Consider the following 13,885-nt stretch of genomic DNA (forward strand, 5'->3'; position numbering starts at 1 on the left):
CGGAATGAGCGTGCGCGACGTCTGGGGTTCGATATCGCTTGCGGGGCTGCTGGTGGCAGGCTGGTCGGCGGTGCCGGCGGCTTATGCCCAACAGACCTCCCCTCCGGACGGGAGGCAGGCCGCCGCAGACACCCTGCTGCCGGACGTGACGGTCGATGCGCCGCGGCAGCGCCCGGCGGCCGGCCGCGCGCCCTCCTCGACCCAAGCCGCCCGTCGGACCACACCTCCGGCGTCCCGGCGCATGGCCGCGCCCACGCCCGCAGCAGCGCCGACGCGGCCTTCGTCCAACACGGCGGCCACCACGCCGCTCAACGGCAATGCGACGCCCGCGAGCGGCAGCCGGCTCGGCCTCACCGTACGCGAGCTGCCGGCCTCGATCGAGGTGGTCGGCGCCGAGACGCTGCGTGAGCAGGGCTACCACACGACCGTCGACGCGGTGAAAGGCGCCGCCGGCGTCAGCGCGGGTGATGCCCCGAACGATGTCGGCTTCGCGATGCGCGGCTTCCAGGGCAATCAGGTCAACGTGCTCTACAACGGCATCAACATCGGCCCGACCGGCTTCACCGCGCTGACGATGGAGACGTTCAACCTCGACCGGGTCGAGTTTCTCAAGGGCCCCTCCTCGCTGATCTCGGGCCAGGGCGCGGTCGGCGGCACCGTCAATTTCGTGACCAAGACCCCGCACACCGGCCCGATCGAGAGCGAAGCCTTCGTCGGCTTCGACCAGCGCGGCACGTTCCGCAGCGGCTTCGGCTCGGGCGGCAGCACGACCGTCAAGGGCCTGGACTATCGCTTCGACATCAGCCGGACCAGGGAGGTCGGCTTCATCGACGACACCGAGTTCAAGAATATCCATGTCTCAGGCCAGCTCGACTACCGGCTGTCCGACAGCTTCAAGACCTTCTTTGCCGCCGAGTTCAAGGACTACAAGGCCAAGCCCTATGAGGGCACGCCGCTGGTGCCGGTCACCTTCAGCGGCGCCAACGCGACCAGCGGCATCGTCTCAGGCACCAAGGTGTCGGCCTACAACGGCACCGATCTCGGCGCCGTCACGATCGACGGCCGCACGCTGTCGACCAACTACAACGTGGTCGACGGCCACAAGACGATCAAGGAATCGTGGGTCCGCAGCGGGTTCGAATGGGACCTGAGCAACGACGTCAGGCTGCGGAGCCAAGTCTACAACTACAACGCCAGCCGCGACTGGTACAACAACGAGGTCTCGGCGTTCAACGCGACCACCAACACCGTCGATCGCGAGCGGTTCTTCGTCCACCACAACCACAACATGGTCGGCAACACCACCGACCTCACCTGGAACGCCAACCTGTTCGGTCTGGCCAACCGGCTCGTGACAGCGGTGGAAAGCTCGCATACCGACTTCACGCGGCCTGGCGCGGCGATCTTCCCGGGTGACAGCATTCCGCTGACCGGCTTCGACCGAGGCGTCTACGGCCCGCTCGGAACGCAGTTGCAGACCGCCACCATCGACAGCGTGGCACTCAATCTCGAAGACCGGCTGAAGCTCACCAACAATTTCGCGCTGGTCGGCGGCCTGCGCTACAACCCGTTCTCGCTCGACCGCAACTCGATCGACAAGAACGGCGTCGTGAAGAGCAGCTTCCCCTACTCGAAGAGCTGGCAGCCGGTCACGGGCCGCATCGGCTACACCTGGGAAGTGTTCCCGGGCACCACCTTCTACAGCCAATATGCGACCGCCACCGACATCTCCGCCGACAGCATCTTCCTGCTGAGTCCGACCCAGAACCTCACGCTCTCGGACTCCCGCAGCTATGAGACCGGCGTCAAGCAGCTCGCGTGGAACGGCCGTGCGGAGTGGACCTTCTCCGCCTTCGACATCGAACGCAAAAACGTCTACAGCGCCCAGGCCGGCCAGCAGCTCAACCTGGCCGGCAAGGTGAAATCTCAGGGCATCGAGGTCGCAGCCGCCGTGCGGCCGACACCCGAGAGCAGGCTCTGGGGCAACGTCGCCTATGTCCGCGCCCGCTATGCCGATTATGATCTCGCCGGCGGCGGCTCGTTCTCGGGCAACACGCCGCCCAACATTCCCGCCGTCATCGTCAATGGCGGCGGCTCCTACCGCTTCCTCAATCCCGGCTGGTGGCCGGTCGAGCTTGGTTTCTCCGTGCGCCACGTGGGCGATCGCTGGAGCACCGATGCCAACACGGTGAAACTGCTCGCCTACACCACCGCCGATCTGTTCGCGTTCGTCGACCTGCCGAGGGTGCCGCTGTTCGCCACCGCGACCAGCACGCGGCTCGCCTTCCGCGTCCGCAACGTTGCCGACAAACGTTATGCGGCTTGGAGCGATCCGTTCTATCCCGACCAGATCTTCCTCGGCGCGCCCCGCACCTACGAGGTCGAAGCCTCGTTCAAGTTCTGATGGCCGCATGATCCGGGCGCTGATCCTCACGCACCGCTGGCTGAGCATCCCGCTGGGTCCGCTGTTCGTGCTGTGGTTCGCGACCGGGATCGTGATGCACTACGTGCCGTTCCCGGCGCAGACCGAGAGCGAGCGCTTCGCCGCGCTGCCCGTGCTCGACACCGCCCTGTCGCTGCACGGTCCCGCGGAGGCCCTCGTCGCAGGTGGCATCGATCATCCCGACCGCATCCGGCTGATGCAGCGCGTGGATGGTCCGGTCTATGTCATCTCGGCCGCCGGCCGCAGCGCGGCCATTCGTGCAGACACGCTGGCCGCGGCCGATGTGAGCGCCCCCGACCTCGTGCTGTCGATCGCGCGCACGGCAGCCCGGCGGCGCGGGCTCGAGGCCGATGGCGCCACCATCGCCTCACTGGAGCACTACGACCAATGGACGGTGCCGAACCGTTTCGACGTGCATCGTCCGCTGCACCGGATCGCGCTCAACGATCCCAATGGCACCGAACTCTACGTGTCCTCGATCACCGGCGAGGTCGTGCTCGACACGACACGGTCCGAACGCGCCTGGAACTACGTCGGCAGCGTCGTCCATTGGATCTATCCGACCGTCCTGCGCAAGGACTGGGCGGCCTGGAACGCCGTCGTGTGGTGGCTGTCGCTCGCGGCGGTCATCGCCGCCGTGAGCGGCGCGCTGCTCGGCCCGATGCGGCTGAGATATCGGAAGGCGCGGCTGTGCTCGCGCTACCACGGCTGGCACCTCTGGCATCATTGGGCCGGCCTGATCTGCATGCAGTTCGTGCTGACCTGGATGGTCAGCGGCTGGCTGTCGATGGACCATGGCAGGCTATTTGCGACCGGCCATCTGACGCCGTCCGAGCAAGCCATTCTCGTCGGCGCACCGGATTGGACCGGCCTGGCGACGGCGGCGCTCGCGGCGGTGCATGGCGAGGTCCGCGAGATCGAGTGGTTCGCCTTCGGCGGCCGCCTCTATCAGCGCACCCGGCGCGCGCCGAGCCAGCAGCAGATTTCGGTGCTGGACGGCGCATCAGCACGCATCGTCGGCCGTTTCCTGCAGCCGGCCGACGTCAATGCCGCGGTGTCGCGCCTGCGCGGCGATTGCGGGCGCTCGACCGAAGTCGAGCCGGGCGACGACTATCCGTTCGTCTCCGATGTGCCGGGCGCGCCGGTCCATCGCGTGATCTGCGGCGACACCTGGTATCATGTCGACGCCGCGTCCGGCGCGGTGCTCGAGAAGCTCGATCCGTCCCGACGCGCCTATCGGTGGCTCTATCAGGCGCTGCACACGCTCGACTTTCCGGCCCTGCTCGCCCATGCGGCGCTGCGCACGGTTCTCATCGTCGGCCTCTGCGCGATCGGCCTCGTCTTCAGCATCACGGGCGTGGTGATCGGCTGGCGCCGCCTGCGAATGCAGCTCCGCTGAGCCTCGCCACAATCGTTAATTTAACGCGCGGTTAACGCAAATTTTTCGTTGTCTATAATCCGTCTTAAGGATTTGGGCCCAGTTATAGACAATGCAGAAAGCAGCCCGTACCTCGCGGGCAGGATTTGTGTTGTTTGATGAGTAAACCCGCTGAAAAGCCTGAGGTCGTCGAGCTTCCGGCAGATCCGCCGGCGCTTGCACCAGCAAGCCAGCGCCGGGCCGCGCAGCAGCGGGTGCGCGAGGCGCGCGACCGGTTAACGTCGACGTCGGGAACACGTCCGGCCTTCGATCGCGAGCTGCTGCGCCAATACGCACAGACCCGCATCTCCGCCTCCTACATCGTCGTGCTGCTGGTGGTCGCAACCGGCCTGATGCTCAGCGTCTGGCTGCATACGATCGCGGCTGGCGCATGGACGCTCGGCGTGCTCTGCATTCATGCCGCGATCGTGCGCAACTGCTCGAACTTCCTCGCCGACCAGCCGTCGCTGGCGGCGACGCGGCGCTGGCGCACGCGCTTCGTGCTGCTCGACTTGCTCTACGGCGTTTGCTGGATGGCGATCCTGATCCATCCGGCGCTCGCGGCGGTGTCGGGCACGCTGATGATGTTCCTGATGCTGCTGGTGATCGCGGTCTCGAGCATGCTCGCCGCCAACCTGCCCGTCGCCGCCGTCGCCGTCACCGCACCGATGACGGTCGCCATCACCCTCAGCCTCGCGCTGTCGGGCACGTTCGACAACTACCTGCTCGCCGGGTTCGCCGTCGCCGCCGAAGGCTACTTCGTGCTGCTCGCCCATCAGCTGCATGCGACGACGCTGGCCACGCTCGAAGCGCGCGCCGAGAAGGACGCCTTGATCGGCGAACTCGAGCAGGCCAAGGCGATCTCCGACGAGGCACGCTACCGCGCGGAGGCCGCCAACGTCGCCAAGTCGCGCTTCCTTGCGCAGATGAGCCATGAGCTGCGGACGCCGCTGAACGCCATCCTCGGCTTTTCCGAGGTGATGAAGAGCGAGATCTTCGGCGTCCATGCGGTGCCGGTCTACAAGGAATATTCGGCCGACATCCACAATTCGGGCGTTCACCTGCTCAACCTCATCAACGAGATCCTCGATCTCTCGCGCATCGAGGCCGGCCGCTACGAGCTGAACGAGGAAGCCGTGGCGCTGGTGCACGTGATCGCCGACTGCCACCATTTGCTGAAGCTGCGCGCAACGAGCCGCGGCATCACCATTCACGAGGTGTTCGAGCAGAAGATGCCGCGGCTGTGGGCCGACGAGCGCGCGATCCGCCAGGTCGTGCTCAACCTGCTCTCCAACGCCATCAAGTTCACGCCGCAGGGTGGCGACATCTGGCTGAAGGCTGGCTGGACGGCCTCGGGCGGACAATATCTCAGCGTCAAGGACACCGGCTCGGGCATCCCCGAGAACGAGATTCCGATCGTGCTCGCGTCGTTCGGCCAGGGCTCCAACTCGATCAAGTCGGCCGAACAGGGCGCGGGATTAGGCTTGCCCATCGCCAAGAATCTGATCGAGATGCATGGTGGCACGTTCACGCTGAAATCGAAGGTCCGCATCGGCACCGAGGTGATCGTCACCTTCCCGCCGGAGCGGGTGATGTCGGCGCTCGCTCCGCTGTCGGACGAGGCACCGCCATTGCAGCCGGAGCATGCGATCGCCCCCGCTCAGGAGAAGCGCCGGGTGCGCAAGCCGATCATGAATGCCGGAACGGGACTGTGAGATGATTGCACTTGCACGACAGTGTCAGAACCTTTCAAACTCGCGCCATGAGCCAGGATACGCCCTGCATCGCCGTCTGCATGATCGACCCCAAGACGAAACTCTGCTTCGGCTGCGGACGCACGCTGCCGGAGATCGCCCGCTGGGGCCGCATGTCGACCGACGAGCGGCTCGCGCTGATGGACGGGCTGCCGTCCCGCATGCACGACGCCGGTCTGCCCGCGCTGGCGCGTCGGCGCGACTGAGCGCCTCCGTGCCGACGGGAGGCGCGGCATGAACAAGGTCGTGCTCGTTTTCGTCACCATGGTGCTCACCGCGGGCGCCGTGATCGTCTACAAGGATCCCGAGCAGGCGGCGCTCGCGAGCGACACAGTGTCGGAGGTTCTGCGCAGCCGCGCGCTCAGGGCCAAGGCGAGTCCTCCGACCAACGCGGTCGAGATCGAGCGCACCAGAGGCGGCGAGTTCGCGTTGCGCGCCAAGATCAACGGCGTCACCGCGCCGATGGTGGTCGACACCGGCGCCACATCGGTGGTTCTGACCTACGAGACCGCCAAGGCCGCAGGCCTGCCGCTCGAACTGCTCGCCTACGACGTCGACGTCGAGACCGCTGGCGGCCACACCAAGGCGGCGCGATTGACCTTGGACCGGCTCGCGATCGGCAAACTGGTGGAACGCTCGGTTCCGGCGCTGGTGGTGCCGCACGGCCAGATGAAGACCAACTTGCTCGGCATGAGCTTCCTCGACCGGCTGGAGCGCTGGGAAGTGCGCTCCGACCGGCTGATGCTGCACGGCTTTCCCGATCGCAGCTGAGGGGCTGAGCCTCGTGGCAGCCTGCAATCCGGTCGCGCGACAGGCCGTTGTCGAACTGCCGCCGCTGGCCTGAGCCGCTCAGGCCAGCGCAGCAACCGCAGGGCGCTCCTCGACCATCGCGACCGCCTCGCGCAGCACCTCGATGCCGGCGCCCGGCTTGACGCCGCGCTCGGCGAGATGGCGGCGGAACGCGCGTGCGCCGGGCACCGCGTGATAGGCGCCGACGAGATGCCGCGTGATCGCGTGCAGCCGCGTGCCCTGCCCGAGCTGGCGCGCGATGTACGGCTCGAACGCCGCCAATGCGCCCTTCATGGTTCGATGCGGCGCGACGTCGCCGAACAGGACGGGATCGACATCGAGCAGCCGCCACGGCTCCTGATAGGCCGCTCGCCCGAGCATCACGCCATCGACATGCGCGAGATGACCTTGCGCAGCTTCGATGCTGCCGATGCCACCATTGATGATGACGGGCACGTGCGGCAGCCTCGCCTTCAGCCGGTACACCCTGTCGTAGTCGAGCGGCGGGACGTCACGGTTCTCCTTCGGCGACAAGCCGTCCAGCCACGCCTTGCGCGCGTGCACGATCAGCGCGTCTGCGCCGCTGTCGACGACCGCGTCCGCCAGCATATCGAGTGCGATTTCCGGATCCTGATCGTCGATGCCGATGCGGCACTTCACCGTGACGGGAATGCGAACGGCGTGCTTCATCGCGGCGACGCAGGCGCCGACGAGCGCAGGCTCGGCCATCAAACAGGCCCCGAAGCGGCCGTCCTTCACCCGGTCCGACGGGCAGCCGACATTGAGATTGATCTCATCGTAGCCGAACTCCTCGCCGATCTTGGCTGACGTCGCGAGATCGCCGGGATCGGAGCCGCCGAGCTGCAGCGCCACCGGATGCTCGCTTCGATCGAAGCCGAGCAGCCGCTGGCGGTCGCCATGTATCACGGCACCGGTCGTGACCATCTCGGTATAGAGCAGCGCCCGGCGCGACAGCAGCCGATGGAACACCCGGCAATGCCGGTCTGTCCAATCCATCATCGGCGCCACGGAGAAGCGCCAAGTCGTTGATTCCACTGTTTTATTCGAGACATCAGCCATTGGAAGTGTACCAGAGCCACCCGATCACCGCGCATTTACACCGGTTTCCACCGATTTCGACCCGTTTTTCGTGCGCAGCACAACAATGTCGGATCGGAGAGGATCGATGGTTTACCGAATTCAACCACAACGTTCCGCAGATCGCGGCTGCGTCTGGTCATCGCTCCCTGACGGGTCTCATGCGATACAACCATCTGCGCCGAGCCGCGTGCTCCCACAGCTTCTGTCAAACCACCGTCACGAAACACGAACACAAGGAAACGATCTCGACCTTGGCGGCCCATGCAGCCGAGCTTGATCCCGCGCCCGGAGCAGTATCCCGCACGGCGCGCTGCATCCGAAGACCGATCACGGGAATTGCAGGTACCAAATCTTGACCGAGGCACGCCACGCAGACCCGCGCGACAATGATCTGGTCGCGGAGAAGCAAGGCGCCCGGTCTTCCGGCGTCGATCTCGTCGCCCGCCAGAGCATGGCTCAGCTGAGAACGCTGAAGCTGCTGATTGCAGCATCCGGCCTCGCCGGGCTGGGCTATGAGATCGTCTGGACGCGCCAGCTCGCCCTCGCCTTGGGCACGGAGATGATGGCCGTGCTCGGCGCCATCGCAGGATTCTTCGCCGGGCTGGCGGTGGGCGCCTTCGTCCTCGATGGCCGGATCCGCCGCGCCGCCAATCCGCACCGGGTGTATGCCGTCCTCGAAACGGTCATCGGCGTGTGGGGGCTGTGTGCGGTCTGGCTGCTTCCCGCGTGCGCGCGCGCCCTCGCGCCGCTGCTCGGCACGGCGCCTTCCCCCGTGTTGTTGTGGAGCGCGAGCTTCCTGCTGCCGACGCTGGTGCTGTTGCCGGCGACGGTGGCGATGGGCGGCACGCTGACCGCGCTGGAACGCATGACGTCCGCGGCGCATGGCACGCGGCCCGTCAGCGCCGGCGTCTACGCCGCGAACACCGCCGGCGCCGTCGCCGGCACGCTGCTGTCCACCTTCGTGCTGATCCCCGCGCTCGGATTGTCGGCGACGCTGCTTTGCCTGGCAGCCGTCAACGCGGCCTGCGCGCTCGCAGCGCTTCGCCTCGGCCGAGCCCCGCAGGTCGACGCTCGCGCGCGCGACGATCGCAGGCGTGCTGTCGCCGGCCTCCGCCTGACAGGAACCCTGTTCGTCACCGGCCTGCTCGGCATCGCGTTCGAAGTCCTGGTCGTGCGCCTGGCCGCACAGATGATGCAGGACACGGTCTATAGCTTCGCCTGTCTGTTGGCCGCCTACCTGCTGGGCACTGCGATGGGCGGCATGATCTGGCAGCGCGTGGGGCACACGGTTGCGCGCGGCAGAACCGCGTTGATCAGCGGCACCGCGCTCGTCTGCCTCGGCACGGCGCTCGTGACGCCCTTGCTGGGCGGCCTCGCTGACAGCGCTGCGAGCCTCGGCGTCGTCGGCGAGCTCGGCATTGCGCTGGCGCTGTTCCTGTTGCCTGCGATGGCGATGGGCGCCTTGTTCGGCCAGCTCATGCAGGATGTCCGCAACGTCAGGGGATCGGTCGGCTGGGCCGTCGGCATCAACAGCCTCGGCGCAGCCATTGCGCCGCTGGTCGCGGCACAGCTGCTGATTCCCGCTTTCGGCACTTGGAGAGCATTGGTCCTCGTTGCCGTCGGATATCTTCTGCTGCTGCAGCCCCGACGCGCTGCGCTGCGCTGGGCGGCGGCGCCCGCTCTGCTTGCACTCGCGCTGTTGTGGCTTCCCGCCCCGCTGCTCATCAGGGTCCCGCCGGGCGGCAAGCTTCTGGCCGTGCGCGAGGGACCGATGGCGACCGCGAGCGTCGTCGACGACGCCTCAGGAGCACGCTATCTCGAGGTGAACGGCCACTTCCGCATGGGCGGCACCAGTTCGGTCCGATCCGATTTCCGCCAAGCCATGCTGCCGTTGCTCTTGCATCCAGCGCCGCGCAAGGCCCTCTTCCTCGGTGTCGGCACCGGCGCGACCGTGCTCGGCGCAGCGCAGATGCCGGATCTCGACGTGCGCGCGGTCGAACTCTCTTCCGAAGTCGTCGCGCTCCTGCCCTGGTTCGACAACCCCGCGGCCGAGAAGGAAAGGCCGCCGATCTCCGTTGCCGATGCCCGGCGCTTCATCATCGCCGATGACGGACGCTACGACGTGATCGTGGCCGACCTGTTCCACCCGGCGCTCGATGGCAGCGGCGCGCTGTACACGGTCGAACATTTCGCGGCCGTCAAGCGGCGACTGGCGGCCGAGGGCGTGTTCTGCCAGTGGCTGCCGCTCTATCAGCTCGATGCGCCGTCGCTGCGCGCGATCGTCAGGAGCTTTCTCGCAGTCTTTCCACAAGGGTCCGCCTGGCTGAACCATTACAGCGTGCGCACGCCGATGCTGGCTCTGATCGGATCAGGCACCCCGAGCCCGATCGACCCCGAACTCGTCGCCGCACGGTTCTCCGACCGGAAGCTTCACCCGATCATTCAACCGCTCGGCTTCGATCAGCCGATCGACCTTCTGGGCCAGTATGTCGCCGGCGCGAAAGCGCTCACGAGCTTCGCCGGTCCGGGACCGCGCAACACCGACGATTTCCCATTCGTCACGTTCGACGCGCGCAGCAACGTCCACGCTCTCTCGGCGGCCCCATGGCAATTGCTGCTGACGGTCCTGAGCCAGACAAAGACCGACGCGGCCGATTTGCTGGAAGACTCGAAACGCGGAATGTGGGAGCAACGACTCGGCGCCTATTGGCGGGCCCGCAACCAATTCATCCAGGTCGGCGCGGCGCTGACCGGCGAACCGCGCGGGCCGGCGCTCATCGCAGCCGCCGCACCCGGTCTCCTCGATTCCATTCGCGCCAGCGCCGAGTTCGAGCCGGCCTATGCGCCGCTGATGAGCATGGCAAAAGCGCTGCTTGCATCGGATCGCGCGGCTGCTGAACGCCTGCTTCGGGCAATCGACTCCGCCGCGCCGTCGCGACGCGAAGCGCGCGACCTGCTGTCGCGCGAGTTCGAACGATAGAGCGTCAGGACGCGAAGCTGACGCGGTAGCCCCAGCAATCCAGATGATCAGGAATCGCGTTGAAAGCGATCGTGATACGTTGGTCGCCCTGATTGCGCGGCACCTCGTGGTAGAGATAGCTTGGGAACAGCACGAGATCGCCGGGCTCCGCCTCCGGCAGCACGTATTTGCCGGCATTGAACGGGCCGACCGCGGCGCTGCGCGTGTGATGGCGGAACGAGAAGTCGCTGCCGCCGGGCGGCCGCACGAACACGGTGCGGCTGCCGGGGTGAGACGGCGTCAGATAGAAGACGCCGGAGATGAAGCTGTTGGCGTGGGCGTGCAGGGTCTGGTTGCCGCCGGTCTCCAGCATGTTCGTCCACATCTCCTTGACCGTCCAGCGCAGCTTCTCGCCGAACAGCAGCTCGCCGAAATCGATCAGCTTGGGCACGGCGAGCTCGGCGATGGTCTGAAACAGATTATTGGCGCGGGGATCGGCGACCTCGGTGTGGAACAGTTGTCCGGACCGCAGGTTGTTCTCGATCTTCGAATTGCGGATGGCTGCCACCGCCGCGTCCTTGAGCTCGGCGCTCAAGAGCCCAGGCGAACGCAACAACGGTATCGGAAAAAGAGCTTCGATCTGGTCCATGTCTCAAGGCCTTGCACGCGCCGCAACAGGACCGACAATTTGCCGACTTGCATGACAGCCGGATGACGAGAGTGGAGACGCGGTGCGCGCCCGTCAGCGCATCGGCATTTCGTCGGCACTGAGAATGTTGAGCCGCTCGCCGGGCCTCAGGCTGTGGGGCCGGTCGCGCACTTCCAGCACGGCCCTCTCGGCCTTCTCGACACAATCATCGAACTCGCCATTGCCGGCCTCGACCAGCGCCTGCTGAATGTCCCGCTCGGCGAAATAGCGCGACACGTCGTCCGTCGGCAGGGTCGCCGCCTGTGCGCGGGCCTCCGCCACTGCGGCGTCGCAGACCTCCTGCGTCGGCTCCTCGTCATGCGCCGACGCGACTGCGATCGTGAGGACTAGAACGGCGAGACTCACGGCGGACAAACGCGACATCACCTCGACGAACCCCAGGGAAAGGCAGGTTTCAAAGACGAAGCGCCGGTTCGCAAACTGGCGCTCGGAGTGAGCAGGATCCGACGGGACGATATGTCCCGCCGGATTGGTGCCGATCAATCAGTCGCGGTTGAACGCCCAGCGACCCCAGTGGCCCCAGTGACCCCAGTGGTCCCAATCGTGCCAGTGGTGATGCTCGTGAGCCAGCTTGCGGGCCAGCTCCTGATTCTTTTCGACCAGCAGCTTGGGCGTGCTGTAGGTTCGGACGAAGATCGGGTTCGCGTAGAACCAGACGTTCGACCAGGCCTGCACGTCGTTGGTCACCTTCTTGACGCCGCCGACCGTGCCGAGGTGCGAGGGACATGCCGGATCTGTGCAACTGACGGTGGCGTTGTTGGCATCGAGCAGCGGATTGCCGGCGCTGTCGGACACGTTCGGAGTCGCCGGCGGGATGTTGGTGCCGCGGGCGCGGATGTAGAACGGTGTCTGGCCGGCGATGAAGGTGGTCGTGAAGCTGAGGCGGGTCGAACCGTCGCGCAGCTTGTGGCTCCGCATCTTGGTCGCCTGGATCTGCTTCGCGATCTTGGCCGACGGGTTGTAGACGATGGCCGCACCATCGACACCCTTGGCATTGGCCACCGCATAGCCAGGGGCGCCCGGCGCGATCGGACCGGTGATGTCGCCGGTAATCAGATCGACGTGGTCGAGATAGGGCTTGTTCAACGGCTGCTTGATGCCGACCGGCAGCAGCAGCGGGTTGTTGAAGCCGTACGGGCTGTTGTTGGAGGCCGGAACGGTCATCTCCATCTCGAGCGTGACCTTCTCGCCCGGGCGCACGACGAGCGTCTCGCCCATCGTCTTCCAGTCGTCGTCCCACTCACCCTTCGCACGGAACTCCATGTCGGAGCCGATGATGTCGGCGTTGACCGAGTAGGAATTACCCGAGCGCATGCCGTCGATGATCGACTGCTGGGAGAAGCGCCGCTCGTTCGGCACGTACAGCCTGGTGTACTCGCCGGGGATGAAGTCCGCCGTCGTGCCGGGATCGCGCGCGCCATAGACGCCGCGGCTGTGCCAGTCCGAACTCTGGAACAGGAAGAAGTTGCGGCCTTCGCCGAGCAGACCGTCCCACAGCCCGCCGACCTTGGCGGTGTAGACGCCCTGCATGCCGTAGGTGCCGCCGCCGACTGCGCCCGAGCCATAGGAGCCCGAGCCGCCGTTCACGCCGCCCTCGGCCATATGACCCGGGGCTTCGATGCCGAACGCGACCGTCGGGCCGGCGTTGTTGAAGTCACGGAAGTGCTCGATGTTGTAGCCGGCCGAGCCGTTCGGATTGAACGGTCCCTGCCGCTCGGTATGGGTCGGCACAGCATAGGATTGCAGCGGGTGGTTCGCCTGCAGCCAGGCGATGCCGGCGACGGCCTTCTGGTGACCGGCCGTGCCGGAATTGTTGACATTGTCCTTGCCGGCCCAGACCGGGTTGTTGCTGGCATCGACCGGACCGATGGCGTCGGTGTCGGCGCGGTCGAAGCGATATTCGAACTCGGCCATCTTGTCGGCATTGCCGTAACCGCGCGGGTTCTGGCCGGCGATCACGGCGACGTCGCCATGCTCGTGACCGGGCAGGATCCACTCCAGGCCCTCGACCAGCACCTTGTTGTAGGTCGCGGTGCGATTGACGATGGTTGGGTACTCGATCTCTTTGATCGACTGCCAGCGCCACATCTTGGCGCCGGTATCGGTGCCGTTCGGCGTGCCCTTCAGGCTGGTGATCGTAATGCCGTCGATGGTCTTCCCGAGCGTCTGGCTCCAATACGTCGTCGTGTTGTCGCCGGGGATATTGGCGCTCGCATCGCTGAAGCGGCAATCGCGGTTGCCCGAACCGCCGTGGTTGCCGAGCGTGAACCAGTCGAGATCGAAATTGTTGCCGCCAGCCGCCGCGGTGCCCTTGCCGACCGAGCGGTCGATCGCATAGCCGGCAGCAACCGAACCGTCGGTGCAGGTGTTGTGGTTGTGCATGTCGCCCGCGACATACGGATTGTTCTTGGTCGTTTCCCCCCAACGCTCCCCAGCGTCGGCGCTCTGTGACAGGGCCAGCGAGACCGAGGCCGCTGTCAGCAGGATTGTCTTGGTAGATGGAACCATTATCGTCGCCCCTAAAGAATTCGATCGATCTCCAAACCGAGATGACAACGCGACCGATGCGCCGTCGTCATTCGCGGCGCGACCAAACCAAAACTCGGAGACAGTTTGTTGAAGGATTTATTTTTGCTGGCGTCTTCCCCACGAACATCGCGGTCGGCCGTCGTTGCGAAATTTTTGTGACACTGACGTTTGCCCGGTGACAACG

10 protein-coding genes are annotated in these 13,885 nt (G+C 66.1%); 6 read left to right on the forward strand and 4 right to left on the reverse strand.

Annotation, left to right across the window (positions count from 1 at the left end; all coding sequences use genetic code 11):
- Positions 1–4: 4 nt before the first annotated feature.
- From QX073_RS24770 to QX073_RS24790, 5 genes are all read left to right on the forward strand, one after another.
- Positions 5–2,404 carry a TonB-dependent receptor domain-containing protein gene (locus QX073_RS24770; protein WP_315827816.1) on the forward strand — a complete coding sequence of 800 codons (2,400 nt, stop codon included), beginning with the start codon at positions 5–7 and terminating at the stop codon, positions 2,402–2,404.
- A 7-nt stretch (positions 2,405–2,411) separates the two neighbouring features.
- The gene (locus QX073_RS24775) at positions 2,412–3,842 is read left to right on the forward strand and encodes a PepSY domain-containing protein (protein WP_316226526.1); all 1,431 of its coding nucleotides are present in this window, start codon (positions 2,412–2,414) and stop codon (positions 3,840–3,842) included.
- A 137-nt stretch (positions 3,843–3,979) separates the two neighbouring features.
- Positions 3,980–5,575 carry a HAMP domain-containing sensor histidine kinase gene (locus QX073_RS24780; protein ID WP_315717627.1) on the forward strand — a complete coding sequence of 532 codons (1,596 nt, stop codon included), beginning with the start codon at positions 3,980–3,982 and terminating at the stop codon, positions 5,573–5,575.
- Between the two features lie 47 nt (positions 5,576–5,622).
- Positions 5,623–5,820: a DUF1289 domain-containing protein gene (locus tag QX073_RS24785; RefSeq protein ID WP_315717626.1), complete on the forward strand. Its 198-nt coding sequence runs from the start codon at positions 5,623–5,625 to the stop codon at positions 5,818–5,820.
- 28 nt (positions 5,821–5,848) lie between these two features.
- Positions 5,849–6,385, forward strand: coding sequence for a TIGR02281 family clan AA aspartic protease (locus QX073_RS24790; RefSeq protein WP_315717625.1), 537 nt, complete (start codon positions 5,849–5,851; stop codon positions 6,383–6,385).
- Between the two features lie 78 nt (positions 6,386–6,463).
- On the opposite strand, the gene dusA is transcribed toward QX073_RS24790, so the two are convergent.
- On the reverse strand, positions 6,464–7,483 hold the full coding sequence (dusA, locus tag QX073_RS24795) for a tRNA dihydrouridine(20/20a) synthase DusA (protein WP_316193701.1): 1,020 nt from the start codon (positions 7,481–7,483) through the stop codon (positions 6,464–6,466).
- Between the two features lie 373 nt (positions 7,484–7,856).
- Here dusA and QX073_RS24800 point away from each other — a divergent pair, with 373 nt between their 5' ends.
- Entirely contained in the window at positions 7,857–10,484 is a 2,628-nt protein-coding gene (locus tag QX073_RS24800; RefSeq protein ID WP_316226527.1) for a spermidine synthase, read from the forward strand.
- A 4-nt stretch (positions 10,485–10,488) separates the two neighbouring features.
- Here QX073_RS24800 and QX073_RS24805 read toward each other — a convergent pair whose 3' ends face one another.
- The 3 genes from QX073_RS24805 to QX073_RS24815 form a co-directional block, all read right to left on the reverse strand.
- Positions 10,489–11,112, reverse strand: a complete 624-nt coding sequence (locus QX073_RS24805; RefSeq protein ID WP_316226528.1) for a 2OG-Fe(II) oxygenase family protein — start codon at positions 11,110–11,112, stop codon at positions 10,489–10,491.
- 93 nt (positions 11,113–11,205) lie between these two features.
- Positions 11,206–11,535, reverse strand: coding sequence for a hypothetical protein (locus tag QX073_RS24810; protein ID WP_316226570.1), 330 nt, complete (start codon positions 11,533–11,535; stop codon positions 11,206–11,208).
- A 120-nt stretch (positions 11,536–11,655) separates the two neighbouring features.
- Positions 11,656–13,680 (reverse strand): hypothetical protein, encoded by a 2,025-nt coding sequence (locus QX073_RS24815; RefSeq protein WP_315717480.1) that lies wholly within the window; start codon positions 13,678–13,680, stop codon positions 11,656–11,658.
- Positions 13,681–13,885 lie beyond the last annotated feature (205 nt).

The sequence above is a fragment of the Bradyrhizobium sp. SZCCHNS3052 genome (assembly GCF_032484495.1).
Classification (GTDB): domain Bacteria; phylum Pseudomonadota; class Alphaproteobacteria; order Rhizobiales; family Xanthobacteraceae; genus Bradyrhizobium.

What these genes read in the sequence shown, in the direction of transcription:
- QX073_RS24770 (WP_315827816.1), top strand. Translation starts at nt 5, where the DNA reads ATGAGCGTGCGCGACGTCTGGGGTTCGATATCGCTTGCGGGGCTGCTG.
- QX073_RS24775 (WP_316226526.1), top strand. Translation starts at nt 2,412, where the DNA reads ATGATCCGGGCGCTGATCCTCACGCACCGCTGGCTGAGCATCCCGCTG.
- QX073_RS24780 (WP_315717627.1), top strand. Translation starts at nt 3,980, where the DNA reads ATGAGTAAACCCGCTGAAAAGCCTGAGGTCGTCGAGCTTCCGGCAGAT.
- QX073_RS24785 (WP_315717626.1), top strand. Translation starts at nt 5,623, where the DNA reads ATGAGCCAGGATACGCCCTGCATCGCCGTCTGCATGATCGACCCCAAG.
- QX073_RS24790 (WP_315717625.1), top strand. Translation starts at nt 5,849, where the DNA reads ATGAACAAGGTCGTGCTCGTTTTCGTCACCATGGTGCTCACCGCGGGC.
- dusA (WP_316193701.1), bottom strand. Translation starts at nt 7,483, where the DNA reads ATGGCTGATGTCTCGAATAAAACAGTGGAATCAACGACTTGGCGCTTC.
- QX073_RS24805 (WP_316226528.1), bottom strand. Translation starts at nt 11,112, where the DNA reads ATGGACCAGATCGAAGCTCTTTTTCCGATACCGTTGTTGCGTTCGCCT.
- QX073_RS24810 (WP_316226570.1), bottom strand. Translation starts at nt 11,535, where the DNA reads ATGTCGCGTTTGTCCGCCGTGAGTCTCGCCGTTCTAGTCCTCACGATC.
- QX073_RS24815 (WP_315717480.1), bottom strand. Translation starts at nt 13,680, where the DNA reads ATGGTTCCATCTACCAAGACAATCCTGCTGACAGCGGCCTCGGTCTCG.